Raw genomic sequence first — 25,100 nt, forward strand, 5'->3', positions numbered from 1 at the left:
AAAAATAGCCGCATTCAGCTTAATTCATAGTATAAAAAATACAAAGCAGCCTACCTGTTGAGAAAGCAGCATCTCCCGTTCCACCTGATCAGAGATTTTTGTTATGGATTTAGTTTCTCGCATACAACGCTTACCGATTGGTCGGTTTCATTACACCTTGCTGGTGGTGATTGGACTCGGTTGGATGTTTGATGCCATGGATACCGGATTGATTTCGTTTATTCTGGCAAAAATGGCTGAAGACTGGCAGATGACTGCGGATCAAAAAAGCTGGGTAGTGTCGATTGGTTTTGTTGGTATGGCAATCGGTGCAATCTGTTCAGGTGGTCTGGCAGACCGTTTCGGCCGTAAAACCGTATTCGCTGTGACACTGGTGATTTATAGCTTGGCTACAGCGGCCTGCGCTTTTGCACCGAATTTGACCTGGTTGTTGGTGTTTCGTTTTATCGTCGGTTTAGGTCTGGGTGGACAGTTACCCGTGGCAGTGACGCTGGTCAGTGAATATATTCCTGCGCATGTGCGTGGCCGTTTTATCGTATTGCTGGAAAGCTTCTGGGGACTGGGCTGGTTGGTTGCGGCTCTGGTATCGCGCTTTGTCATTCCGGATTTTGGCTGGCAAACCGCTTTCCTGATCGGTGGTCTGCCTGCGCTATATGCGATTGTGATCTGGAAAATGGTGCCGGAATCTATTCCATTTCTGATTAACCGTGGCCGTGTAGAAGAAGCTTCGGCACTGGTGAAAAAGATCGAGCGTCAATGCGGCGTTGAAGTTTATGAAATCTTTGAAGTGAAGCCGGTCGCAGAGAAACAGTATATTTCATTTACCCAGTTGTGGTCGGGTATCTTTGCGCGTCGTACCCTCATGCTGTGGCTGATCTGGTTCGGTATTATATTTTCTTATTATGGCATCTTTACCTGGTTGCCAAGTTTGCTGGTCAAAGAAGGCTATAGCATCGTCCAGTCCTTTGAATACGTGCTGATTATGATTTTAGCGCAGTTGCCCGGTTATCTGGTGGCAGCATGGCTGGTCGAAAAGCTCGGTCGTAAACCGACCTTGGCAGGTTTCATCGGCATGTGTGCCATCTCGGCATATTTCTTTGGCCAGTCGGGCAGTGTCACCGAAATTGTGATCTGGGGCTGTCTGATGTCCTTCTTTAATCTGGGTGCCTGGGGCGTGCTTTATACCTATACACCAGAACAATATCCAACCAATATCCGTGCTTTTGGTTCAGGCTGGGCTGGCGCAGTAGGCCGAATTGGGGGCATCGCAGCACCTTTTGCTGTCACCCATCTGATGGGCATGCCAAATGGTTTCAGTTATGTCTTCACCATGTTTACTGCGGTTCTGGTTGCCGTTGCAATCGTGATTCTGGTTTTGGGTGAAGAAACCAAAGGCAAGACCCTTGAGTCGATGGGCTTATAAACTTGATGAATTTTTAGTTGCTTAGGGTCTATAAAGTGGATATTTTTAGGCCATAAGACACAAATTGTCGCGCTGAGGCATTTGATGCTCTTGTGTCATCCCCAGCCGCGACATAGCATAAGAAACATTGATACAAAAACGAATTATTTAGGACTATAGGTTGTTATGACAAGCCTTGCGCATCATGCGACAGAAAACCGCTCCGTAGCAGAATTTACCGAACAAGCTTATCTGAATTACGCCATGTACGTGATTATGGATCGGGCATTACCGCACATCAGTGATGGCCTGAAACCGGTACAGCGCCGTATTGTCTATGCCATGAGTGAGCTGGGCCTGAAATGGACCAGCAAACCAAAGAAATCTGCACGTACCGTCGGTGACGTACTGGGTAAATATCATCCGCATGGTGACTCGGCCTGTTATGAAGCCATGGTGCTGATGGCACAGCCGTTTAGCTATCGTTATCCGTTTATTGAAGGACAGGGCAACTGGGGCTCACCCGATGATCCGAAGTCTTTTGCCGCAATGCGTTATACCGAAGCCAAACTGTCTCAGTACAGTGAACTGTTACTGTCTGAACTGGGTCAGGGTACCTGTGACTGGCAGGACAACTTTGACGGTTCGATGAAAGAGCCGGTGAACTTGCCGGCACGTGTACCGAATATTCTCTTAAATGGTACAACGGGAATCGCCGTCGGTATGGCCACCGACATTCCGCCGCATAACCTGCGTGAAGTGATTAAAGGCACCATTGCCCTGATTCGTAACCCGAATCTGACCGATGAAAAAATCTCAGAATATATTCCTGCGCCGGACTTGCCGACCAAAGCAGAAATTATTACCCCACCGGCTGAACTGTTAAAAATTCAGGTCACAGGTCGTGGTAGTTATCGTATGCGCGCGGTCTATACCGTCGATAAAAATGAGATTGTGATTACCGAACTGCCATATCAGGTCTCAGGCTCCAAAATCATCACCCAGATTGCCGACCAGATGCAGGCCAAGAAACTGCCTTTGGTCAGCGATGTACGGGATGAATCGGATCATGCCAATCCAACCCGTTTAGTGATTGTATTGCGTTCTAACCGGATTGATGCCGAAGTGGTGATGAGTCATTTATTTGCCACCACTGATCTGGAATCGAGCTACCGTGTCAACATGAATATGATTGGTGCTGATGGCCGTCCACAGGTGAAATCGATTCGTCGCATTTTACTGGAATGGATCGAGATCCGTAAAACCACGGTGACCCGTCGTCTGCAATATCATCTGAACAAAATCGAAAAACGCCTGCATATTCTGGGGGGGCTGATCATTGCCTACTTGAGTATCGATGAAGTGATTCAGATTATTCGTGAACAAGATCAGCCCAAGCCCGTGTTAATGGAACGCTTTGGCATTGATGAGATTCAGGCCGAAGCCATTCTGGAGCTGAAATTGCGTCATTTGGCCAAGCTTGAAGAAATGGAAATGCGCCGTGAGCAGGAAGAACTGGAAGCGAAGGCTGCGGTGATTCGTGAACAGCTGGCCAATCCGGAATCTTTAAAAGCGCTGATCATCAATGAACTGAAAGATGATGCCAAGAAATTTGGCGATGATCGCCGTTCGCCACTGGTGCAACGTGCCGAAGCTGCTGCGATTAATGAAAATGAGATGCTGCCAGCCGATCCTGTGACCGTGATTTTGTCAGAAGCCGGCTGGATTCGCTGTGCCAAAGGCCATGATGTCGACGCTGAAAATCTGAATTTCCGTGCCGGTGATCAATATCTCAGCCACGCACAGGGCAAATCCAATCAGCGTGTCTATGTATTGGATGAATCGGGACGTAGTTATGCCTTGCCAATCAATAACCTGCCATCGGCGCGTGGTCTGGGTGAACCTTTAAGTTCAAAATTATCACCTGCCAGCGGCATCGGTTTTAAACAGGTCTTTGTTGCAGAGGATGAGACGGAAGTCCTGGCGCTGAGTAACAAGGGCTATGGTTTTAAAACGCAGGCCAAACAGCTGGATACCAATGCCAAAGCAGGGAAGGCCTTCCTGAACTTATCCGATGGGGCGCAAGTCATGAGCCTGCAGCCACTCGAAGATGCCACGCATGTTGCACTGCTCAGTTCAGCAGGACGCCTGTTGATTGTCGATTTAGCAGAATTGCCTGTATTGAACAAAGGTAAAGGAAATAAATTGATACAACTTGAAGGTGGTGATCAAATTTTGTCCATGACAATATTGAAGCTTGATGAAATAATTCAAGTGCTTGCAGGACAACAGCAGTTAAAATTAAAAGGGGATGATTTGCAGAAATATATCGGCAAGCGCGGTGCAAAAGGACAGCTTTTACCACGCGGATATCAAAAAGCAAATAAACTGTTGATTCAAAGATAAGACTAGCATCCATCCTGTAAAATACGTTATATATGAACAACGATTCAACAAGATGGATGCAATATTGCACATATACAAGTCTAAAAATGGCGTGTGATATTGAAAAAAACAGTTGAAAACACTAAGGATTATGATTGGAGAGATGGGCATTATGGAAAAAATTTGGTTGGCTGAATACCAAAAGACAGGGATTCCGGAAACAGTAGAATTACCGGCAGAGAATACTTCTCTAGTCGATGTTTTTGAACGTAATTTCCAAAAATTTGGTTCGCGTGATGCCTTTATCTTTATGGATAAGGCCATGACTTTCAATGATCTGGAAGAGGCGAGCCGTAAGTTTGCAACGTATTTACAAAGCTTGGGGTTGGCAAAAGGTTCACGTGTGGCGGTGATGATGCCAAACGTTCTTCAGTATCCGGTCGTGGCACTTGGGGTTTTCCGCGCAGGGTTGGTACTGGTCAACGTCAATCCACTTTATACTTCGCGTGAACTTGAGCATCAACTCAATGACTCAGGTTCTGAAGTCCTGGTGATTATTGAGAACTTTGCCTCTGTTTACCAAGCGATTCTGGGTAAAACCCCGGTAAAACATGTGGTTATTGCTTCTGTAGGCGATATGCTGGGTGCTTTGAAAGGAACTCTGGTGAACTTTGTCTTGCGTTCTGTGCGTAAGCAGATTCCAGCTTGGGACATTCCAGGCCACGTGAAATTCAATACGGCATTAAATAAAATTAGCCCGAGCAATTACAAACGTCCTGAGTTGAGCCTGAGCGATACCGCGGTTCTACAATATACTGGTGGTACTACCGGCGTATCGAAAGGGGCTGAACTGACACATCGTAATCTGGTTGCGAACATGTTGCAGTGTGACGGGATCTTCCAGAGTAAGTTTGGTGCACAAGATGGCCAGCCAGATGACCGTATTTTCTGTGCCTTGCCGCTTTATCATATCTTTGCATTCATGGTGTGCGCACTTTATGGCATGTATAAAGGTCAGGCCAACGTCCTGATTCCGAATCCGCGTGATCTTCCTGCGGTGATGAAGGAACTACGTAAATACCAGCCGACTTTCTTCCCGGCAGTGAATACACTATTCAATGCGCTGGTGAACAATGAAGAGTTCAAACAGCTTGATCATAGCAAATTGAAAATGGCGATGGGCGGCGGTATGGCGGTACTTCCTTCTACAGCAGCAGCGTGGAAAAAGCTCACTGGAACCAATATTGTTGAAGGTTATGGCTTGTCTGAAACCTCTCCGGTTGCAACGGCAAACCCGCCTGCTTCTGAAGAATTCAGTGGCACCATCGGTATTCCATTGCCATTAACTGAAGTGGCGATTCTGGATGATGACGGCAATGAAGTTGCACTGGGTGAGCAAGGTGAAATTTCAATCCGTGGTCCTCAGGTCATGAAAGGCTACTGGAACCGCCCAGACGAAACTGAAAAAGTCATGGTTAATGGCTTCTTCCGTACTGGTGATATCGGTGTCATGGATTCACGTGGTTATGTGAAAATCGTAGACCGTAAAAAAGACATGATTTTAGTGTCTGGTTTTAACGTGTATCCATCTGAGATTGAAGAAGTTGTTGCAACCCATCCAAAAGTACTGGAAGTGGCTGCGATTGGTGTGCCAGATGAAAAATCTGGTGAAGTACCGAAACTGTTTGTTGTGAAAAAAGATCCGTCTTTGACCACAGAAGAAGTCTTGGCCTTCGCTAAAGAAAATCTGACCGGTTATAAACGTCCACGCTATGTGGAGTTTATGGACGAATTACCGAAATCGAACGTGGGTAAAATCCTGCGTAAAGATTTACGTAAAACAGCTTAAACTCGATATTAAAAAAAGCGCCTGATGGCGCTTTTTTTATTTGCAGGTTTTTATTTTTTCATGAGCCAGCGGTCAAAATAAGGACGTCCTACACCGACTACTCCCAGAAAAATAAACATGGTGCCAAATTGGCGGGTAAATCCTGTCTGGTTAAAGTTGCCATAACTCAGAATATTGTCGACCACACAATAGACCAAAATGGCTACCACCCAGTGCCAGATTGGCATGCGCTTGATGCCGACGGCATAAAAGGCAATCCATAAAATGGCAAAGCTAAAGATCGGCGACCAGATATTCATATTGGCACAAATCACGGCCATCAAAAAAGCCACAATCGGCAGCACGATTTTTAATACGCGATCCACTTGACGTTGATGCTGGCGCTGTTTATCGAGGACATCGAACATTTCATTTTGCTCAGGCGCGACCATAGTGAATCCTTCTTAAGTAATAAAAAACACTCTATTTAACAAAATTTATTCACGAAACACCATGCTATGATAGATATAAAATTTTCATGAGAAAAAACAGATGCACAGCATTAGTGGGGTGATTTATCTCATTTTAGCCGCTTGTCTTTTGCCTTATGTATTTACTTTGATTGCAAAGAAATCGGCAGGCTTTAGCGCAAAAGACAATCAGAACCCACGAGAGTTTTTAGCAAAATCAACCGGGCTCTCGAGCCGTGCCAATGCGGTTCAACAAAATAGTTTTGAAAGTTTACCATTGTTTATTGCCGCTATTTTAATGGCTGAATATATGGTGGTTCCTCAAACCCTGGTCATGACCTTCGGGATAGCCTATCTGGTATTTCGTGTGTTGTACGGCATTTGTTATCTGGCCAACTGGGCGACTTTACGTTCGATCGTCTGGCTGCTTTCAATCTTATGTCCTGTGGCTTTATTGCTGCTGATCATCAAGATCGTTTAAGCAATCAATTACAGTTCGCGGACATATTTACAGTTCGATATTTTAAAATCCAAACATTTCTTTAAAAACCGTTATAATTGTCGCGGTTTTTTAAAAGATATAACTTGTTAAAGAGTGATGCTATGAGCTACAGCAATATCCCAGCGGGTAAAGATGCGCCAAACGACATCTATGTCATTATCGAAATTCCTGCCAATGCAGCACCGATCAAATACGAAATTGATAAAGATTCTGATGCATTATTCGTAGACCGTTTCATGGGTACAGCAATGTTCTACCCAGCAAACTACGGTTATGTACCTAATACACTTTCTCTTGATGGTGATCCACTTGACGTATTGGTTGTAACGCCACACCCAGTAGAGCCAGGCTCTGTGATCCGTTGCCGTCCTGTTGGTAAACTGAACATGGAAGATGATGGTGGTGTTGATGCGAAACTGGTTGCAGTTCCACACGACAAATTGACTCCAATCTACAAAGATATTCAGGAATATACTGATCTTCCGTCATTGTTGATTAGCCAGATTGAACATTTCTTCCAGCACTACAAAGACTTAGAGCCTGGAAAATGGGTTAAGTTAAGCGGTTGGGAAGGTGCTGATGTTGCGAAACAAGAAGTACTGGACTCAATTGCTGCATATGCAGAAGCAAACAAATAATTGCTTTGCGTTAGTTTAAGATTTTAAATTTTTAAAGCTTAAATTGAAAAAACCTGCACATTGTGCAGGTTTTTTTATGGTTTGAACTTCGAGTTAATTAGAATAATTTCACAGGAATATCTAACCAGATACGCCATTCGTTTGTGTCACCAATGTAGTTTCCGTATTGGTATTCATCACTCGCACGGTAGTATGAGTGACGTACACGTAAGCTGGTATCTTTAGCAAAACCAGATTGAACTGTATATTTTACCTGATTAAAGAATTCACGTTCTTGAGCATCACCAGTGATTAATTGAGAGCGATCATTTTGATTAGCAACATCAATATCCCAACCATATACAAATGCAGAAGTCCAAGATAGGCCAGGAACATTCATTGCACTGAAATCGTAAGTGTATTGAAGCTGTGCTGATTTTTCATCATTACCAATGAAGTCAGACAGGTATGAGTTCGGCATATAAATGGTTTGATGACCATCACCTACACCTTGACCTAAACCATAGTCATAACCTGTATTACCTGTATTTTGTTGGTAAGCTAGCATGACATTGTGTGGGCCTTTATTATAGGTCGTAGAAATTGCCCAAATATTGTTGCTTAACTTATTTAGATCATTTGTGGTATGCGAATAAGTGTATGCACCACCATCTGACTTTTTATCCCAATCAGTATGATAACCACTAAAGTCATGAGTTAAAGTACTACCATTCGCCAATGCATAATTATAGTTTGCATTAACATAATGACGTTCTAGGCGGTCTTTAATGTCTGTACCATAGTAAGAAGCATTAACTGCATCATTAAATTTGTATTTTGCACCCCAAACTACTGCGCGATCCAATTCATTACCATCAGATTTGATCTGGCTTGAACGCTGGTTTTCAGTAAATTTACCAGCAACTAGACTTAAGTTTTCGATTTCATTACTTTCAACCAATACACCTGTAAAGTATTCAGGTACTAAACGCGCAGTATTGCTTGCAAGTACAGGTAGGTCTAAAACCTGAGTACCATAAGTAGCAGTCGTGTTTGAAACACGTGCTTTTACATATGCGCCACCACGTGCCCAGTGATCATAAGCTGAACCATCGGGATGTTGAGGAATCATGTCATTGCCGGCATGTGCATTTTCACCCAATTTGAAAGATGCATCACCAATAATACCGGCACCAAAGCCGACTACACCTTTGGTAAAACCAGAGTCTAATTTAACGATCGCAGTTTGAGCAGCTGAGCTTGTGTCATTAACAACTTTGCGTTCACCTGTTTGGTTATCAGTGTAATTGGTTTTATCACGGTGCAAATAGCCAGTCCGGAAAAGTACAGAACCTTCAGCATCTTCTACAAAACCTTTAGACTCGCTTTGCTCGCTAGCGAAAGCGGTAGAAACCAAAGCAGCCTGAATCAAAACTGCTAATGTTAATTTTTTTGAATTTTGCATTGGGAAGAGAGCCTTATACAAATTGATCAGAATTTTTTAGGAATTGTATAAGAAATGCTGAAAAAATGTCATTTTTTATTGGATATATTCCACTAAAGTTTAGATTTTTTTAACTCAAATTAAACAATAGCCAGGATTTGAGGTGATTAATTTTTAACCTGTCGGTAAAAAGTGAGTAAAAACATAACTCTATTGACAGGTATAAATGATATTTCTGAAGTGATGAAATGAATGTGATCAGCTTGTTTATTTTGAAACGTGCGAAAAATATGATCAAAAATTACGCACTATTTTTTAGCACAAATTTTAATCATTACAAAAATAGAATCAAAATGGGGCAAATTGTAAATGATTATGTATAAGTATTAAAAAAGTGATGAAATAGCCTTAAATACATTTATTTAAAAGAAAGCCTAGATAATTCAGTTTTTTATAATTTAAATTTTAAATTAAAAACAATAACTTAAGTTTTATTTGTCTTTTTGGATTTATTATTTTGGTTCCTTTTATCCAGATTGGCATAGCTCTTGCAAATTTTGAGCTTGAGTTTAATCAATGATCATAAAAACGTCTCAGACGATCTGGGGGGAGCCACACAATGAAATTAACATTAAAAGTATTATCTCTTGCTTTATTGGGCGCTGTATCTTCTTTTTCTTTTGCCGAAGAACCTGTTGCTGAACATACGGTATCTGGAAATATAAGCGTACTTTCAAGCTATAACCTGCGTGGTATTACTAACATTCCTGAAAATAGCGGCGCTACCTTACAAGGTGGACTCGATTATAACCATGCGTCTGGCTTCTATGCAGGTTGGTGGGGATCTACGCTAGATTACACTTTGTCTGAAGAAGGACGTGATGCTTTCGAAAATAACTTCTATGCTGGCTATAGCCACGCAGTCAATGATGACTTAGGTTTAACGATCGGTACGACTTACTACTATTATTATGAATCTGATGTCAATTCTGATGGATTTGAGCTGTTATTGGGTATGAGCTATAAAGATTTGGGCGTTACAGCACAAACCCTTCTTGAAGATACCACTTGGGGCAATGCAGGTGATACCTATTTAAAAGCCACTTATAGCTATGCTTTACCACAAGATTTCAGCTTGGATACAGCTTTAGGCTTATATGCTTATGAAAAATCAGGTGACTTTATTGAAGGAACTACGGAAAGTTTCGGTTTCCGTCATTTTGACATCGGTTTAAGCAAGCCACTTGGTGACACAGGTGTAACTGCAAGCATGAATTATATCTTGGGTGGTTATGACCGTTTTGATGAAAAACAAAAGAATAAAGTCGTATTCGGACTGGGTTATAGCTTCTAATTCTCTTTAGATAAAAAGGCGACCTTAGGTCGCCTTTTTTAATGACCTAAATCTGCTGCTGCCCGCGATAAGACAGGGCTTCCGAAAGATGCTGACTTTGAATATCTGCACTTTGATTTAAATCGGCAATGGTGCGTGCGACACGCAAGACCCGATGATAGCCACGTGCGGATAAATTCAGTTTTTGCTGAGCCATTTCAAGCATATTCTGAGCAGACTGATCTAATGCGGCATATTGCTCTAGCTGTTTTGGACTCAGACTCATATTCAAGGTATTTTGCCGTTGCATCTGAATTTCATAGGCTGCAATGACGCGTTGTCTGACCGTTTCTGAGCTTTCTGTAGGCCGATTGTCCTGTAACTCATGCGCCTGTAATGGTGGTACATCAATATGTAAATCAATCCGATCCAGCAACGGGCCTGAAATCCGGTTCTGATAGCGTTTAATACTTTCCGGTGAACATTGGCAGCGGATATCCTGATTAAAGGCATAACCACACGGGCAGGGATTCATGGCGGCCACCAACTGGAAATTGGCGGGAAAAGTAATCTGGCGTGATGCCCGGGAAATGACAATTTCCTTTGCTTCCAAAGGCTGACGTAGAACTTCCAGTACCTTTCGATCAAATTCAGGCAATTCATCCAGAAATAACACGCCCAAATGCGCCAGCGTAATTTCACCCGGTTTGGGGTGTGAGCCGCCACCGACCAGTGCAACAGCAGAAGCAGTATGATGCGGGGCTCGAAACGGCCGCTGGCCAAAAGGATGATTGGCATTGGCGACTGAATAAATACTGGCAACTTCCAGATTTTCCTGGGTTTTTAAAGGCGGTAAAATACTGGCCAATCGAGAAGCCAGCAAGGTCTTGCCTGTTCCAGGTGGGCCTCGAAACAGCAGGGAATGACCACCTGCCGCGGCAATTTCTAAAGCACGCCGTGGCCGCAATTGGCCTTTGACATCGGCAAGATCACATTTATAAAAATGGTTGGTATCGACTGGGATGGTTTGTATTTCTGCTAAGCACTGCGTCTGAGCAAGATGCTCACACACCTCTTTTAGATGATTGGCAGCAAAGACCTTAAAGTCCGGGAGTTGGCAGGCTTCTTGTGCATTCGGACCCGGCAGCATCAGCTGATGCTGATCATGTTGACAGGCAATCGCAATGCTCAGGATCCCTGTAACTGGGCGAAGTTGACCATCGAGAGCCAATTCTCCAATAAACTCAAGATCATCGGTGCAGTTTTCCGGAAGCTGTCCGGAGGCGACCAAAATACCTAAAGCAATCGGTAAATCCAGACGCGAACCATCTTTCGGTAGATCTGCTGGAGCCAGATTAATGGTCAGGCGTTTGGTCGGAAACTGAAAGCCACTATTTAAAATGGCAGAACGCACCCGGTCTTTACTTTCCCGGACTGCGGCTTCAGGAAGCCCCACAATCGTGAGTGAAGGCATGCCGGAACTGACATGAACTTCGACTTCAATTAAAGGCGCGTGCAGGCCAAGCAAGCCTCGCGTATAAATTTTGGCAAAAGACATTATTATTGTTCCAATTTAGTGCATTATTTTTATCGGTCTTAGGTCTTTTGTGCACTGTACTTGTGCTTATTTTTTATTCGAAATTTTATCTTCTAAGGCTTCAACCTGTTTCAGCAAATCATTGAGGCGATGATTGGCATTATCGAGGGCAGTACGTTGACGTTCAATTTCTTCTTTGGACACCAGATCCATTTTTGTCACAGCTTCATTTAATAGAGCACGAATATTCTGTTCCAGATCTTTCTTAGGTTGTTCAACTTGCTGCAAAATTGCTTGTAATAGGGTTTCAATCATTGTCTGATCCATCGCCATCGAAAGGAAGCGACAGTTTAGCATTGCTCGAATACAGACCCTAGTATTTCAGACAAAATATAGGCTTAATCGATAAGAGATATTGTAAAAATCCACATAAAAAATGTCGGTTTTTTAAAGATTCAAAACCTTTATAAGTATAAAATAAGGTATAAATAAACCGCATGCCGGGCTTTCTAATTTCCCCCGACCTTAGGAATCTTGGCATGAAATTTGAACGTAAAACCTTACTGGTGAAATAAGCCGAAGGAAAACAAACATGAAGCTCGTAACTGCAATCGTAAAACCTTTTAAATTGGATGATGTTCGTGAAGCATTGTCTGAAATTGGTGTTCAAGGCATCACTGTAACTGAAGTGAAAGGCTTTGGTCGTCAAAAAGGCCATACTGAACTCTATCGTGGTGCTGAATACGTTGTAGATTTCCTGCCGAAAGTCAAAATTGAAATCGCGATTAGCGATGACATGGTTGACTCCGTCATTGAATCTATTACGCGTGTTGCTAGCACTGGAAAAATTGGTGACGGAAAAATTTTCGTGACGAACTTAGAACAAGTCATCCGTATTCGTACAGGTGAAACAGGTGCAGACGCTGTTTAACTTGGCACGAAGTTTGCTGAGTACCTAAGAACTCACAAAAACTTGGTTGGGGGATACGAATGAAAAAAATGCTACTTGCGTTCGGCATGGCCGGCGCACTTTTTGGTGGTTCTGTTGCATGGGCTGAAAATGCTGCAACAGCAACACCACCCGCAGAAGACATTGTGCTTGTTGAAGAAACAGGCGAAATCACACTGAATAATACGGCAGATACTCCAGCAGCAATTGCTGAAGTAGCGCCAGTTGAAACAGCAGTACCTGCAGAAGAAGAAGCAACATTAGATACAGGTGATACTGCTTGGGTTTTAACGTCCACCGCATTAGTTTTACTCATGACCATTCCGGGTCTAGCACTCTTTTATGGCGGTATGGTCCGTAAGAAAAACGTCCTGGCGACCATGGCGCATAGCTTTATTGCCGCTGCAGTCGTCAGCATTGTCTGGGTGATTATCGGTTATACCCTGGCCTTCGGGGAAGGGAATGCCTTCATTGGTAGCTTGGACAAATTTATGTTGGCCGGTATTACCACAGAGGCGCTTTCAGGCACCATTCCTGAAATTCTGTTTGTCATTTTCCAAATGACTTTTGCCATCATTACCGTTGCAATTATTAGTGGTTCGATCGCAGAACGGATGAAATTTGGTGCTTTCGTTGCTTTCATTGCACTTTGGGTGGTGATTGTCTATGCGCCGATTACTCACTGGGTCTGGGGTGGTGGCTGGTTGGGTAATGACGGTGCGCTCGATTTTGCTGGTGGTACAGTGGTTCACATCAACTCGGGTGTTGCCGGTCTGGTAGCAGCGTATATGCTGGGCAAACGTATGGGCCTGGGCCGTGAATCGATGGCGCCACACAACTTGACCCTTACTGTGGTGGGTGCATCTTTACTTTGGGTGGGCTGGTTCGGTTTCAACGGTGGTTCTGCCTTGGGTGCGAACGGCTCTGCAGGTTATGCGCTGGTGGTGACTCAGGTGGCAGCGGCAGCGGCAGCGCTCTCTTGGCTGATTACTGAAAAACTGGCACGTGGCAAAGCATCTGTATTAGGCGGCGTATCGGGTGCAGTTGCTGGTCTGGTGGTGATTACGCCAGCCGCAGGTTTTGTGACTGTCGGTGGTGCATTGGCGATGGGTCTGATCGGTGGTGTGGTGTGTTTCTGGGGGATTACTGCGCTGAAACGTGCCTTGAAAGCCGATGATTCTTTAGATGCGTTTGGCCTGCATGGTGTAGGTGGTGTGGTCGGTGCAATTTTGACCGCTTTTTTTGCCAGCGAATTCATTATGGGGGATGCTGCGCCAGCCAACATGATGAGCCAGCTTTGGGTTCAAGTTGAAGGTGTACTTGCGACCATCGCTTACTCTGCCATCATGACCTTCATCATCCTGAAAGTGATTGACTTGATCATTGGTATCCGTGTCGCATCTGATGATGAGCGCATGGGTCTGGATTTGAGCCAGCATGGTGAACGTGTCGAATAATAATAAACACACAATAATCAATATATAGTGCAAAACAGCCCAAATGGGCTGTTTTTTTTCTATATGTTGCGTAAGACTCTACAAAGTTTGCAATTTTTGCTACACTCGGAATCCATCTGGATTTGTTCAATTAAACCGCTATGCATTGCCCATTTTGCAATACTGCCGACAGTAAAGTGATTGATTCACGCCTGGCAGCTGAAGGCTGTCAGATTCGTCGTCGCCGTGAATGTGTCAGTTGTAATGAACGTTTTACGACTTTTGAAAGTTATGAAGTGGTGATGCCGCGCGTGATTAAATCGGATGGCAAGAATGAACCCTTTGATGAAGCCAAATTACGTCGTTCCCTGATGCATGCCTTGCAGAAACGTCCGGTAACCCAAGAGCAGATTGAAACAGTTTTGAGCGATATCCAGTTACAGATTCGCCGTTTGGGTGAGCGTGATGTGAAATCGCGTACCATCGGTGAAATTGTCATGCAGTCTTTATTCGCACTCGATCACGTGGCCTATGTGCGTTTCGCTTCGGTTTATCAGGATTTCCAGGATGTTGAAGCTTTTCGTCATCAAATTGAACAGATGCAACAGCGAGAATCACAAGAATAAGCATGTCTGAACTGAATCAAGATCAAGTCTGGATGCGCCGCGCAATTCAACTTGCCCAGCAAGGTCAATACTCGACCAAGCCCAATCCGAATGTCGGCTGTGTCATTGTCAAAGATGGCGTCATTATCGGTGAGGGTTTTCATCCTCAAGCAGGGCAGCCGCATGCTGAAGTATTCGCGCTGCGTCAGGCTAGTGAGCAGGCACGTGGTGCAACCGCGTATGTCACTTTGGAGCCGTGTGCGCATTATGGGCGAACGCCGCCATGTGCCAAGGGTCTGGTTGAAGCTGGTGTGGCTAAAGTGGTTGTGGCCTGTCCTGATCCAAATCCGCTGGTGGCGGGTAAGGGTGTACAGATTTTAAAGGATGCCGGTATCGATGTTGAAGTCGGGATTGGTCAGGAACAAGCGCATCAGCTGAATCAAGGTTTCCTGAAAGCCATGGCGACCGGCATGCCGTATGTGCGTCTTAAAATTGCCTCGAGTTTAGATGGCCGTACCGCTATGGCATCCGGCGAATCGAAATGGATTACCGGAACCGAAGCGCGTCAGGATGTGCAGCATTGGCGGGCCATTTCCGGTGCAGTCATCACTGGGATTGAAACAGTTCTGGCCGATGACTGTCAGCTGAATGTGCGGCAACTGGATGGCATTGAAGATATTGAAACAGTAGTACAGCCCAAGCGTATCATTTTGGATCGTCAGGGGCGTTTGCCATTAACGGCGAAAATTCTAGCGCAAGCCGATACCGTGTTGGTGATGGGACCTTTTCGGCAAGAGCTGGCCGATCTGGGTGTGTTACAATTGCCGGTACAGCCTTTAAAACAATTATTGTCCCAGCTGGCTGAGCAGCATCAGATTTATGATGTCTTGGTGGAAGCAGGGGCGACCTTATCTACGGCATTTTTACAAGAACAATTGGTTGATGAACTGATCAGTTACGTTGCACCGACTTTATTGGGTCAGTCTGCACGTACTATGTTTAATGCAGAATTCAGCCTTATGGCAGAACAACTCCGATTTAAGCTGCGCGATGTGACCCGCTTGGGTGATGACGTGCGCTTCAGGTTAATTCCTTTTCAAGAGACACTATGAGTTCAGAGTCTACGGTTTATCATAAACGTCGCCATGCGGCACGTACCACCGATGAATATCTTTTCCATCAGCTGGTTCCTTATCTGGGCAACAAACGCCGTTTATTACATTTGATTCTGGAAGCACTTGAAATTACAGGAACTCTGAAGCGTGAAGATGGCCGTGCGCCGATTTTTGCTGATTTTTTTGCTGGTTCTGGTGTGGTATCACGCTTAGCCCGTCAAAATGGTTATCGCGTGATTGCCAATGACTGGGAACCCTATAGCCATGCATTGAATCATGCGGTGCTGGCCTGTACTGAAGCACCGGCGTTTAAAGAATTGGGTGGCTATCAGAAAGCCATTGATTATCTGAACCGTCTGCCGGAAGTGAAAGGCTGGGTCACGCATAACCTGTGTCCGCGCAATGATGAAATTTATGATCCCGCCCGTGACCGTTTGTTCTTTAAACGTCGTAACGGCATGCGTATTGATGCGATTCGTCAGCAGATTGCAGCTTGGCAGGCCCAAGGTGCCATTGACGATGTAGAGATGTCTGCCTTGCTGGCACCATTACTGTATTCAGCCAGTTTTGTCAGCAATACCTCGGGCGTTTTCAAGAGTTTCCACCACGGCTGGGGCGGAAAAACCCAAACGGCGCTGGAACGGATTGAATCTTTACTGTGGCTGACCCCAAGCCGCTTTTGCGAGTCGGATCAGAAGAAAGGTATGGCTGCCGAAATGTGGTGTGTCGATGCCCAGCATCTGGCCAATCAGATGAGCGGTTTTGAAGTAGATGTGGCTTATCTGGATCCACCGTATAATCAGCATGCCTATAGCAGTAATTACCATGTCCTGAATGCTTTGACCTTATGGGATCAGGCCGATTTACCGACGCCAGATACCAAGGGCTTCAAGAGCGGGATTGACCGGGCATGGCGCAAAGAGCGTCCGAGCCAGTACAACTCTTCCAAATATGCCAAAGAAGCCTATGAAAACTTGTTGGCGACCATCAATGCGCGTTTCATTCTGACCAGTTATTCAACGGATGGTAATATCAGCGCCACTGATTTATTGCAGGCCAACCTGAAACGTGGCCGGGTGACCTTGCTGACTCAGGATGTACCACGTTATCGGGTCAGCAAACAGCGCCAATCTGAACGTGCACGCGTACTGGAATTTATTGTGATTACCGATACCCATGCCAGGTCAGGTCCACCGATCCGTCAACTCCTCAGCCAGTTGCATCATTATGCAGAATTGGGCGGTGTGGATACCACTGGTGTCAGTACCCAGTTGGCACTCTGGTAAAAGAATAGAAAAGGAAATAAAAATGTTTACAGGTATTATCGAAAGCCTCGGCAAAGTAGACAGTCTGCGAATTGTGGGTGGTGATGTACGTTTACGTATCCAGACTGACCTGGACATGTCGGATGTACATCTGGGTGATTCTATTGCTACAAATGGCATCTGCCTGACAGTCATCGACTGGGGCGAAAACTGGTATGCAGCTGATGTGTCCCGTGAAAGTCTGAACCGGACGACACTGGGCAACTGGAAAGCCGGTCAACCTGTTAACGTCGAAAAAGCCATGTTGCCGACCACGCGTTTTGGCGGCCATATTGTTTCAGGTCATGTCGATGCAGTCGGCGAGATCACTTTGGTGCGTGCAGATGCACGCTCGATTTATTATGAAGTCACTGCACCGGCTGAAATTGCCAGATATCTGGCAGAAAAAGGTTCGGTCACAGTCGATGGTATTAGCCTGACCATTAATCACTTGCGTGGCTGTGTGATTAGTCTGAACTTGATTCCGCATACGGCTGAACGTACCAATATCGGTACCTGGAAAGTGGGTAGCAAGGTCAATCTGGAAGTGGATGTGTTGGCACGTTATATCGAGCGTTTATTGCTCGGTGATAAAGCCGCAGATACCACTGAACAGTCTAAGATCAGCATGGATTTTCTGGCTGAAAATGGCTTTTTAAAATAAGCGGAATGCTTAAATACTGAACAGTCTGATTGAAAAATTAGACTGTTTTTTTATTTTTCGGGATAATCAGCAATTCAATTTGCAAATATTGCCTTGGTGGACGGGTCGAATGCTCGATTTTTTACTCAACTTGGAACAGTCATTACCGCTATTGCTTGATCAATATGGGGTATGGATCTACGCGATCCTGTTTCTGGTGATTTTTGCGGAAACCGGCTCAGTATTTTTCTTTTTTCTGCCCGGTGACAGTTTATTGCTGGCTGTAGGAGCTTTATGTGCCAGCAGCGATATATTGACCCTGCATTCGATGGGATTACTGCTCTTTACTGCATCGGTACTCGGCTACACCGTGAATTATTACACTGGAAAAGTGCTGGGCCTAAAATATTTTAATCGGCATTCACGCTATTTCAAGCCAGAATATATGGTGAAAACCAATCACTATTTTATGAAACATGGCGGTAAAACCATTCTGATTGCGCGTTTTATTCCTTTTGTTCGTTCATTTGGCCCTTTTGCTGCCGGTTCAGCCCATATGAGTTTTGCCACATTCAGCTTTTATAATATTACGGGTGGTATTCTCTGGATTGGTACTTTATTAAGTATTGGCTATTTGCTTGGAAATGCTGCCTTTATGCTGGCCGATGTGCTCTAAAAGATCAAATTAAAAATCCGAATCAGCCGGATGCCAGTTAGTTAAGCAATTGACTGGCATTTTCTTTTTTAAATTCATGATTATATTTGATGGGTGGAAAAGTCATCCGCAACTGTTTGAGGCATGCGGTGTATTGCACCGCAAGATATCTTCCTTGCGAAGCTCTGCTTCTCATTTGGACAAAACCAAATTAACCAATGCTTTACAGATGTTTGATGTAAAACCTTAAGGTTTCGTCGTGAACGACTAAACAGTTAAAGGGTCTATTTCTAAACTCCTTAACTGATCAGCATTACCGAATGAGCGGGCTTTTTATATGAGTTGGGATTTTTAATCAGGTCTCACTTGCTCGGAAAATTCTGAATTTTTCAGTATATAGTCGATTTCTTCTTGGGCCGCCACACGCATTTGTTCTCTTAGTGCATTGATGGTCTGTTCAATCACCGTTTCTGCCTCCAGTTCCAGACGCAAACGCACACTCTCTAATTCAGATAAAATGGTGTGGTCTTCAATCTGGATACGACCTTGGGCAAAGTCAAAACTATGCTCAGGATTTTTCTGATAACGGGCAACATAGTGCTGCATTTCTGTCTCTAGACTGAGGTTTATGTCAGCGAGGGCTTGGGTCTGCTCAGTAAATTTACGCTGTTCATCCTGATATAACTGTGCAATCGCAGCCTGCTCTGCAGCACGTTTATCGGCCAGGGCCTGTTCGAGTGCCAGCTGTCTGCGAATACGTGCAGCCTCAATCAATTCAGCCTTGCGCTGCGCATAGGCTTCTTCAATCTTGCGTTCAGATTCCTGCTGTAAGCGCTGATCACGAATCTGCCATTCTTCTAAAGAGGTTTCAGGCTTTAAAATGTCACAGATCCGAGAGAGGTCATCGATAAAGGTCTGACGTACAGCTTCTGGCACATTTAACCAGCGCTGTTTAAAATCTGGACCTACATTTAATGCCACATGCCTCTCCTTGTGGGTGATATCGGTTAAAGCTTATGGGTGTTGGGCTCAATACCTAAACGACGATATTGTTTGAATTTTTCACGACCCAGCTGTTTAGCCGTTTCATGGTTTTCAATGATCTCAATAATGTGACTAAATTTTGCGTAAGGTTCAAGTGCTTCCGGATTAAAATTGAAAATAATCCAGTCGGACTGTTCAGGCAATGTTGCCGAAATACACACGCTCGCCTCAGGCTGATCAATGCCATGCGGAATGAAACTCGCGGGATCAAAGCTCCACAGGCGTTCATCCAGCTGCTGCTGCAAGGCTGCATCGGCACATAGTAACCAGATCCGCGCCGGCTGGCGCAGAATCTTGCGGCATAAACGACAAGCACTTTCGACTTGTCGTTCAGGACTTTTTTCAAATAAATAAAAGCTGACCTTAGCCATTCGTTTGAACGCGGTTGGCCAGGAACTGCATCAATAATGGCACTGGACGCCCAGTTGCGCCTTTATTGGCACCTGAGTTCCATGCTGTACCTGCAACATCCAGATGTGCCCAGCGATATTCACGGGTAAAACGTTGCAAGAAGCAGGCTGCAGTGACAGAACCAGCTTTTGGGCCACCGATATTGCCAATATCGGCAAATGGTGAATCGAGTTGTTCCTGATAGTCATCTATGACCGGCATACGCCATACCCGGTCAAATGAATGCTGGCCGGCAGTTTCCAGTTCTGCTGCCAATTTATCATCTGGTGTGAACAGACCTGTCAGCACGGAACCCAAAGCCACCACACATGCACCGGTCAAGGTCGCAATATCAATCACCAGAGCAGGGTTGAAACGTTTCACATAGGTCAGGGTGTCACATAACACCAGACGACCTTCGGCATCGGTATTCAGGATTTCAACCGTTTGACCGCTCATCGTCGTGACGATATCACCTGGACGAGTGGCTTTACCAGAAGGCATATTTTCTGCTGCGGCAATGGTTCCTACCACATGCAGAGCTAAGCGGGACTCACACAATGCACGCATGGTACCCAGTACAGAGGCTGCACCGCACATGTCGTATTTCATTTCATCCATACCTGCGCCAGGTTTGAGTGAAATACCACCGGTATCAAAGGTAATGCCTTTACCGACCAGTACCACTGGCGCTTCACTACGCTCTGATTGATATTCAATGCTGATAATACGACCCGGACGCTCTGAACCCTGGCTGACTGCAAGGAAGGCACCCATGCCTAAATCTGCCATCTGTTGTTCATCCAGTACCGTGACTTTCAGTAAATCCGGATATTCAGCAGCCAAGGCGATGGCCTGATCTGCCAGATATTCCGGGAAACAGATATTGCCCGGACGGTTGCCCAGATCACGTGCCAGGTTTTGCCCGCTCTGTACTGCTTGAACCAGTTGCAGCTGTTCTGTCGTTAAAACGCTATGCGTGGCAATCAGGTCGATCTGTTCAAGTACAAATTCATTCTTTTTCGACTTATATTCATCATAACCATAGCTGGCTTGAGTCAAAGCCAGAGCAAACAGATAATGCAATTCTTGTGGAAGTTGTGTCAGGTCTACAGAAATCTGTTTGAATTTTTTTTGAGTGGCCTGAATAATAGTCTGGGCAATTTTTGCGAGTTTTGCTGGTTGCAATTCAGCGACTTTGCCTAAACCGATCAGTGCTGCATGGCTGGACTGGCTGACTTGGCCAATCAGGCTCAGACTTTCAGCCAAAGCTGCTTTGAACTGAGATGCTTCAATTAATCTGTCTAAATTGTTGATTTGATAGGTTGAGGTGGTATTTTGAAGTTGTTCTGAGTCAACTAAAATCAACAAAGATTGACTTGATCCATTCTCTGGGAATGACGTATTAATTGTAAGTTTCATATTCTGTTTTCACGCCTGTCTAGATTTGTAAATCATTCAGTCATTGAACCATTTATCTGAATAGAGTTTCAATGGGTAGGGCCGTCTAGGTTTTATATTTTTGCTATTCGGGTAAACTAGCACTCGTTTTATAGACCTTATTTTGGAAGAATTAATTTGATTATTCGGCGTTATCTGGTCAAGCAAGTTGTCTCGACATCCTTGGTGGTGATTGCCTTATTGACCTTGATCATGATGGGTGGCCGACTGATCAAGTATTTTGGTGTCGCAGCGCAAGGCCGTCTGGATGCAGGCATTTTATTTAGCATCATTGGCTACCGTTTGCCTGAGTTTTTGACCTTAATTCTTCCGCTCGGTTTCTTTATTGGCCTGATGCTGGTATTTGGCCGTTTATATGTCGACCATGAAATGGCGGTGATGAATGGCAGTGGTGTCAGCCGGCATCAATTGGCGCGCCTTCTGGTGCCGATGACCTTGGTGTTTCTCATTGCCCAAGCCGGCTTGATGCTCTGGGCAGCGCCATGGGGAATCCGCCAGTTTGAAGCGCTGACCACCAGTCAGGCGGTACGCACCGGCTTTGATCTGGTACGACCCAAAGAATTTATTTCCTCTGGCCCCTATACCATTTATGCCGGTGATCTGTCCGAAGACCGTAAAAACTTAAAAGATATTTTCTTCTATCAGCGAGCAGAAAAACCCGGTAAACCGGATGTGATGATTCTGGCCCAGGAAGCCACCCGCATTGAGGTGCCAAATGATGCGGCCAATGTGGTCGATCTGATTCAAGGTCGCCGTTATGAAATCTATCCGGGCACTCCGCAATATACCCAGGCTGAATTTGCAAGCTATCGTCTGCGTTTAGAAAATGATGAGGAAGCACAGTTTGCCAGTGCTGAAGTTGAAGCCCTGCCAACCTCGCAATTGTGGCAGAACCGTCAGGATCCTGTGGTGGCCAGTGAATTAGGCTGGCGGGTATTTGTACCATTTGCGATTCTGATTGCTTTGATTCTGGCCGTGGCCTTGTCTGAAGTGAGTCCGCGCCAAGGTCGTTATCTCAAGTTATTTCCGGCGCTCATGATCTTTGCCAGTCTGATTGTGGCGTTAATGGCCGTGAAAACCCGGATCAGTAAAGAGGAAATGGGGATCTGGGCTTATCCATTGATCCTGATTGCTTATGCGATGGCGGGTGCCTTGTTCTCACGTAAACAGAATTTGGCCCCGAAAATCAAGAAACAGATTCAGCGAGTGAGGTCTTAATAATGTTGGCACGTCGTATAGTTGCAAAACATGTGACCCAAACCACTGCGCTGGCGATGCTGGGTGCAACCGCTGTGTTGGCGGGTTTACAGGTGTTATTTACTTATCTGGGTGAGCTGGGTTCACTAAAAGAAGGTTATGGCGCCTGGGATGCCTTGAAATATGTGCTCTGGGGTGCTCCGAATTATCTTTATGAAATTCTGCCGATCTCGGCGCTGATCGGTGCGGTTTTAGGTTTGGGCACATTGGCCTCAAATAGTGAACTGATTGTGATGCGTTCGATCGGGATCAGTCTGTGGCGGATTGTTGGCTGGGTGATCCGTTCAGCATTACTGCTGGTGGTCTTGTCATTTGCCTTAAGCGAGTGGGTGATTCCCTATACCAATGAACAGGCCAAGAGCGTAAAAAGTTCGAGTAAAGCCGCACAACTGGGCGAAGTGCGGGGTTACTGGACCCGGGAAGGGCAGCGCTTTATTTATATTGATTATGCCAATTCGCAAGGTCAGCTGAAAAATGTGCAGATGCTGGATTTTGATGAAAATTATCGCTTACGCGGCACCTTGCAAGCGGATCAGGGTGAATTCGTCACAGATGGCTCCTGGACATTAAGCAATACCGAGCAGTTCGATATTCTGCAAAATGGTAGTGCTACCCTGATCAAGCAGGAACAGCAACCTTTGGCACTGGCATTACAGCCAAAATATGTGCATATGGTCACCATCGATCCTGAAGACTTGTCACCGAGCCAACTGATCAGTTTCACAAGTTATATGCATGAATATAGTCAGGTGCCAAAAACCTATCAACTGGCTTTCTGGCAGAAACTCGGTTCTCCTTTTGCCCTGATTGCACTGGTGGTGATTGCCTGTTCATTTATTTTCGGGCCGCTGCGTCAGCAATCCATGGGTTTTCGTCTGGTGATTGCCTTATTTGCCGGTCTGGGCTTTTTCTATCTACAGGATTTCCTCGGCTATGCCAGTCTGGTCTATGCGCCATCTCCGGCATGGTTTGTCTTTATTCCGATTCTGATCATGTTCGGTATTGGGGGTTACCTGCTGCATCGGGCACGCTAAGACCCAGGAAAATAGAACAAATCAATCGCGATGAGCGGCTTAAACCATACTCTGGTCATGGCCTCTTTTTGCAAACTTCGCTAAAATAGAGCGATTAATTCGTAGACGAACAGAGTATTTCATTATGACGGATGCAACTGCTGGCAAAATCCCTCACGTTTTGGTGATTATGGATGGTGTGGGTCATCGCGAAGCGGTCGAAGACAACGCGTTTTTAGCAGCTAAACGACCAAATTTAACTGCAATGCAGGACAAGCATCCGCATGGTTTGATCTCGGGTTCAGGCGAAGATGTTGGTCTGCCAGATGGCCAGATGGGGAACTCGGAAGTCGGACATATGAACCTCGGTGCAGGTCGTGTGCTGTATCAGGATTTTACCCGGATTACCAAAGACATTCGTACCGGTGATTTCTTCAATCATGAAGTACTCGTCGATGCGGTGGAGAAAGCCAAAGCTTCAGGTGGTGCAGTGCATTTGCTCGGCCTTTTATCTCAAGGCGGTGTGCATTCGCATGAAGACCATATTGTTGCGATGGCTGAACTGGCACTCAAACGTGGTGTCAAAGTTTATTTGCATGCTTTCCTGGATGGTCGTGATACGCCGCCACGAAGTGCCCAACCGTCATTGGAAAAACTGGATGCGCTGTTTGCACAATATCCGGGTCAGGGTCGTATTGCCAGCATGATTGGTCGTTACTTCGCGATGGATCGTGACAACCGTTGGGATCGCATCGAACAGGCCTATCGTTTATTGACTGAAGGCGAAGCGGCCCGTACAGCTGCCACCGCAGTTCAAGGTCTGGAACAGGCTTATGCCGCAGATGAGTCGGATGAGTTTGTCAAAGCCACCCGCATTGGTGAGCTGGCAAAAATTCAGGATGGTGATAGCGTGGTCTTCATGAACTTCCGTGCTGACCGTGCCCGTGAAATTACCAAAGCCTTTGTTGAAAAGGACTTTGCTGGATTTGCACGTAAAGTGGTGCCGAACTTAGCCAAGTTTGTGATGTTGACGCGTTACCAAGCAACGATTGATGCGCCTGTGGCCTATATGCCAGAAGCGTTGGTCAACTCGATTGGTGAATACCTGTCAAATCTGGGTAAAACCCAATTGCGTATTGCTGAAACTGAAAAATATGCACACGTGACGTTCTTCTTTAGTGGCGGTCGTGAAGATGAATATCCGGGTGAAAAACGTATCCTGATTCCATCACCAAATGTAGCAACTTATGACCTCAAACCGGAAATGAGTGCTTATGAAGTGACTGATGAGCTGGTCGCTGCGATCAATTCAGGCGAATTTGACCTGCTGGTGGTGAACTATGCCAATGGTGATATGGTCGGTCATACCGGTGTTTTTGATGCCGCAGTGAAAGCGGTCGAAGCGGTCGATACCTGCTTAGGCCGGGTTTATGAGGCGGTGATGGCGCAAAAAGGTCATATGCTTATCACTGCCGATCATGGTAATGTAGAGCAGATGCAGGACTATCACAGTGGTCAGGTGCATACTCAACATACCACTGAATTGGTTCCATTTATTTATGTAGGTCCAACTCAGGCCACGATCGCAGAAGGTGGCGTATTGGCAGATGTCGCACCAACCTTATTAAGTCTGATGCAAGTTCCAGTCCCTGCGGAAATGCAAGGTCGCAACCTGATTGAACTGAATCAATAATTTTCGATAAGATTTTA

23 protein-coding genes are annotated in these 25,100 nt (G+C 45.3%); 16 read left to right on the forward strand and 7 right to left on the reverse strand.

The annotated features are described in order from the left end of the window. Positions 1–103 precede the first annotated feature (103 nt). The 3 genes from FTV29_RS07640 (at position 104) to FTV29_RS07650 (ending at position 5,636) form a co-directional block, all read left to right on the forward strand. Positions 104–1,423 carry an MFS transporter gene (locus FTV29_RS07640; RefSeq protein WP_005108434.1) on the forward strand — a complete coding sequence of 440 codons (1,320 nt, stop codon included), beginning with the start codon at positions 104–106 and terminating at the stop codon, positions 1,421–1,423. A 165-nt stretch (positions 1,424–1,588) separates the two neighbouring features. Further along, on the forward strand, positions 1,589–3,808 hold the full coding sequence (parC, locus tag FTV29_RS07645) for a DNA topoisomerase IV subunit A (protein WP_159138521.1): 2,220 nt from the start codon (positions 1,589–1,591) through the stop codon (positions 3,806–3,808). A 151-nt stretch (positions 3,809–3,959) separates the two neighbouring features. Further along, positions 3,960–5,636, forward strand: coding sequence for a long-chain-fatty-acid--CoA ligase (locus tag FTV29_RS07650; RefSeq protein ID WP_005094498.1), 1,677 nt, complete (start codon positions 3,960–3,962; stop codon positions 5,634–5,636). A gap of 50 nt (positions 5,637–5,686) precedes the next feature. Here FTV29_RS07650 and FTV29_RS07655 read toward each other — a convergent pair whose 3' ends face one another. Next, positions 5,687–6,067, reverse strand: coding sequence for a hypothetical protein (locus FTV29_RS07655; RefSeq protein ID WP_074383676.1), 381 nt, complete (start codon positions 6,065–6,067; stop codon positions 5,687–5,689). Positions 6,068–6,167: 100 nt separating this feature from the next. On the opposite strand from FTV29_RS07655, the gene FTV29_RS07660 reads away from it, so the two are divergent. Then, complete coding sequence (locus FTV29_RS07660; protein WP_005094494.1) at positions 6,168–6,566, forward strand: MAPEG family protein; 399 nt, start codon at positions 6,168–6,170, stop codon at positions 6,564–6,566. A 122-nt stretch (positions 6,567–6,688) separates the two neighbouring features. Further along, on the forward strand, positions 6,689–7,225 hold the full coding sequence (ppa, locus tag FTV29_RS07665) for an inorganic diphosphatase (protein WP_180072003.1): 537 nt from the start codon (positions 6,689–6,691) through the stop codon (positions 7,223–7,225). A 97-nt stretch (positions 7,226–7,322) separates the two neighbouring features. Here the strand turns inward: ppa and FTV29_RS07670 are convergent, their stop codons facing one another. Beyond that, the gene (locus tag FTV29_RS07670) at positions 7,323–8,669 is read right to left on the reverse strand and encodes an OprD family outer membrane porin (RefSeq protein ID WP_159138522.1); all 1,347 of its coding nucleotides are present in this window, start codon (positions 8,667–8,669) and stop codon (positions 7,323–7,325) included. Between the two features lie 598 nt (positions 8,670–9,267). Here FTV29_RS07670 and FTV29_RS07675 point away from each other — a divergent pair. Further along, positions 9,268–10,002: a TorF family putative porin gene (locus tag FTV29_RS07675; RefSeq protein WP_085064601.1), complete on the forward strand. Its 735-nt coding sequence runs from the start codon at positions 9,268–9,270 to the stop codon at positions 10,000–10,002. Positions 10,003–10,048: 46 nt separating this feature from the next. Here the strand turns inward: FTV29_RS07675 and FTV29_RS07680 are convergent, their stop codons facing one another. Further along, on the reverse strand, positions 10,049–11,539 hold the full coding sequence (locus FTV29_RS07680) for a YifB family Mg chelatase-like AAA ATPase (protein ID WP_180075289.1): 1,491 nt from the start codon (positions 11,537–11,539) through the stop codon (positions 10,049–10,051). 66 nt (positions 11,540–11,605) lie between these two features. Further along, a complete protein-coding gene (locus FTV29_RS07685) occupies positions 11,606–11,833 on the reverse strand; it encodes an accessory factor UbiK family protein (protein WP_005094487.1) in 228 nt (75 codons plus the stop codon). 277 nt (positions 11,834–12,110) lie between these two features. On the opposite strand from FTV29_RS07685, the gene glnK reads away from it, so the two are divergent. From glnK to FTV29_RS07720, 7 genes are all read left to right on the forward strand, one after another. Beyond that, positions 12,111–12,449 (forward strand): P-II family nitrogen regulator, encoded by a 339-nt coding sequence (glnK, locus tag FTV29_RS07690; RefSeq protein ID WP_005094485.1) that lies wholly within the window; start codon positions 12,111–12,113, stop codon positions 12,447–12,449. 59 nt (positions 12,450–12,508) lie between these two features. Then, complete coding sequence (locus tag FTV29_RS07695; protein WP_180075290.1) at positions 12,509–13,924, forward strand: ammonium transporter; 1,416 nt, start codon at positions 12,509–12,511, stop codon at positions 13,922–13,924. A gap of 140 nt (positions 13,925–14,064) precedes the next feature. After that, entirely contained in the window at positions 14,065–14,529 is a 465-nt protein-coding gene (gene nrdR / locus FTV29_RS07700; RefSeq protein ID WP_005094481.1) for a transcriptional regulator NrdR, read from the forward strand. A 2-nt stretch (positions 14,530–14,531) separates the two neighbouring features. Further along, on the forward strand, positions 14,532–15,620 hold the full coding sequence (ribD, locus tag FTV29_RS07705; protein ID WP_180075291.1) for a bifunctional diaminohydroxyphosphoribosylaminopyrimidine deaminase/5-amino-6-(5-phosphoribosylamino)uracil reductase RibD: 1,089 nt from the start codon (positions 14,532–14,534) through the stop codon (positions 15,618–15,620). Next, positions 15,617–16,909: a DNA adenine methylase gene (locus FTV29_RS07710; RefSeq protein ID WP_005094477.1), complete on the forward strand. Its 1,293-nt coding sequence runs from the start codon at positions 15,617–15,619 to the stop codon at positions 16,907–16,909. The genes ribD and FTV29_RS07710 overlap by 4 nt, the downstream gene beginning before the upstream one ends. A gap of 22 nt (positions 16,910–16,931) precedes the next feature. Further along, entirely contained in the window at positions 16,932–17,591 is a 660-nt protein-coding gene (locus tag FTV29_RS07715; RefSeq protein WP_100329432.1) for a riboflavin synthase, read from the forward strand. 109 nt (positions 17,592–17,700) lie between these two features. Further along, positions 17,701–18,246: a VTT domain-containing protein gene (locus tag FTV29_RS07720; RefSeq protein WP_005094471.1), complete on the forward strand. Its 546-nt coding sequence runs from the start codon at positions 17,701–17,703 to the stop codon at positions 18,244–18,246. Between the two features lie 330 nt (positions 18,247–18,576). Here the strand turns inward: FTV29_RS07720 and FTV29_RS07725 are convergent, their stop codons facing one another. The 3 genes from FTV29_RS07725 to FTV29_RS07735 are packed head-to-tail and all read right to left on the reverse strand — an operon-like array spanning position 18,577 to position 21,081. Next, positions 18,577–19,206, reverse strand: a complete 630-nt coding sequence (locus FTV29_RS07725) for a hypothetical protein (protein WP_074383669.1) — start codon at positions 19,204–19,206, stop codon at positions 18,577–18,579. A 26-nt stretch (positions 19,207–19,232) separates the two neighbouring features. Further along, positions 19,233–19,640 (reverse strand): DNA polymerase III subunit chi, encoded by a 408-nt coding sequence (locus tag FTV29_RS07730; RefSeq protein WP_005169032.1) that lies wholly within the window; start codon positions 19,638–19,640, stop codon positions 19,233–19,235. Then, the gene (locus tag FTV29_RS07735; RefSeq protein ID WP_005094464.1) at positions 19,633–21,081 is read right to left on the reverse strand and encodes a leucyl aminopeptidase; all 1,449 of its coding nucleotides are present in this window, start codon (positions 21,079–21,081) and stop codon (positions 19,633–19,635) included. The genes FTV29_RS07730 and FTV29_RS07735 overlap by 8 nt, the downstream gene beginning before the upstream one ends. A 156-nt stretch (positions 21,082–21,237) precedes the next feature. On the opposite strand from FTV29_RS07735, the gene lptF reads away from it, so the two are divergent. The 3 genes from lptF to gpmI all read left to right on the forward strand — a co-directional run bounded on the left by lptF (position 21,238) and on the right by gpmI (position 25,083). Continuing rightward, positions 21,238–22,338: an LPS export ABC transporter permease LptF gene (gene lptF / locus FTV29_RS07740; protein ID WP_180072000.1), complete on the forward strand. Its 1,101-nt coding sequence runs from the start codon at positions 21,238–21,240 to the stop codon at positions 22,336–22,338. Between the two features lie 2 nt (positions 22,339–22,340). After that, positions 22,341–23,411, forward strand: coding sequence for an LPS export ABC transporter permease LptG (gene lptG, locus FTV29_RS07745; RefSeq protein ID WP_005094459.1), 1,071 nt, complete (start codon positions 22,341–22,343; stop codon positions 23,409–23,411). Positions 23,412–23,535: 124 nt separating this feature from the next. Continuing rightward, positions 23,536–25,083 (forward strand): 2,3-bisphosphoglycerate-independent phosphoglycerate mutase, encoded by a 1,548-nt coding sequence (gene gpmI / locus FTV29_RS07750; RefSeq protein WP_159138525.1) that lies wholly within the window; start codon positions 23,536–23,538, stop codon positions 25,081–25,083. The last annotated feature ends 17 nt before the right edge of the window (positions 25,084–25,100 follow it).

Origin of the sequence: Acinetobacter sp. YH12254, from assembly GCF_013417415.1 — a bacterium.
GTDB lineage: Bacteria > Pseudomonadota > Gammaproteobacteria > Pseudomonadales > Moraxellaceae > Acinetobacter > Acinetobacter pseudolwoffii.

What these genes read in the sequence shown, in the direction of transcription:
- FTV29_RS07650 (WP_005094498.1), top strand. Translation starts at nt 3,960, where the DNA reads ATGGAAAAAATTTGGTTGGCTGAATACCAAAAGACAGGGATTCCGGAA.
- ppa (WP_180072003.1), top strand. Translation starts at nt 6,689, where the DNA reads ATGAGCTACAGCAATATCCCAGCGGGTAAAGATGCGCCAAACGACATC.
- ribD (WP_180075291.1), top strand. Translation starts at nt 14,532, where the DNA reads ATGTCTGAACTGAATCAAGATCAAGTCTGGATGCGCCGCGCAATTCAA.
- FTV29_RS07685 (WP_005094487.1), bottom strand. Translation starts at nt 11,833, where the DNA reads ATGATTGAAACCCTATTACAAGCAATTTTGCAGCAAGTTGAACAACCT.
- FTV29_RS07680 (WP_180075289.1), bottom strand. Translation starts at nt 11,539, where the DNA reads ATGTCTTTTGCCAAAATTTATACGCGAGGCTTGCTTGGCCTGCACGCG.
- gpmI (WP_159138525.1), top strand. Translation starts at nt 23,536, where the DNA reads ATGACGGATGCAACTGCTGGCAAAATCCCTCACGTTTTGGTGATTATG.
- FTV29_RS07715 (WP_100329432.1), top strand. Translation starts at nt 16,932, where the DNA reads ATGTTTACAGGTATTATCGAAAGCCTCGGCAAAGTAGACAGTCTGCGA.
- FTV29_RS07730 (WP_005169032.1), bottom strand. Translation starts at nt 19,640, where the DNA reads ATGGCTAAGGTCAGCTTTTATTTATTTGAAAAAAGTCCTGAACGACAA.
- FTV29_RS07670 (WP_159138522.1), bottom strand. Translation starts at nt 8,669, where the DNA reads ATGCAAAATTCAAAAAAATTAACATTAGCAGTTTTGATTCAGGCTGCT.
- FTV29_RS07675 (WP_085064601.1), top strand. Translation starts at nt 9,268, where the DNA reads ATGAAATTAACATTAAAAGTATTATCTCTTGCTTTATTGGGCGCTGTA.
- parC (WP_159138521.1), top strand. Translation starts at nt 1,589, where the DNA reads ATGACAAGCCTTGCGCATCATGCGACAGAAAACCGCTCCGTAGCAGAA.
- FTV29_RS07660 (WP_005094494.1), top strand. Translation starts at nt 6,168, where the DNA reads ATGCACAGCATTAGTGGGGTGATTTATCTCATTTTAGCCGCTTGTCTT.
- FTV29_RS07710 (WP_005094477.1), top strand. Translation starts at nt 15,617, where the DNA reads ATGAGTTCAGAGTCTACGGTTTATCATAAACGTCGCCATGCGGCACGT.
- FTV29_RS07655 (WP_074383676.1), bottom strand. Translation starts at nt 6,067, where the DNA reads ATGGTCGCGCCTGAGCAAAATGAAATGTTCGATGTCCTCGATAAACAG.
- nrdR (WP_005094481.1), top strand. Translation starts at nt 14,065, where the DNA reads ATGCATTGCCCATTTTGCAATACTGCCGACAGTAAAGTGATTGATTCA.
- glnK (WP_005094485.1), top strand. Translation starts at nt 12,111, where the DNA reads ATGAAGCTCGTAACTGCAATCGTAAAACCTTTTAAATTGGATGATGTT.
- FTV29_RS07640 (WP_005108434.1), top strand. Translation starts at nt 104, where the DNA reads ATGGATTTAGTTTCTCGCATACAACGCTTACCGATTGGTCGGTTTCAT.
- FTV29_RS07720 (WP_005094471.1), top strand. Translation starts at nt 17,701, where the DNA reads ATGCTCGATTTTTTACTCAACTTGGAACAGTCATTACCGCTATTGCTT.
- lptG (WP_005094459.1), top strand. Translation starts at nt 22,341, where the DNA reads ATGTTGGCACGTCGTATAGTTGCAAAACATGTGACCCAAACCACTGCG.
- FTV29_RS07695 (WP_180075290.1), top strand. Translation starts at nt 12,509, where the DNA reads ATGAAAAAAATGCTACTTGCGTTCGGCATGGCCGGCGCACTTTTTGGT.
- FTV29_RS07735 (WP_005094464.1), bottom strand. Translation starts at nt 21,081, where the DNA reads ATGAAACTTACAATTAATACGTCATTCCCAGAGAATGGATCAAGTCAA.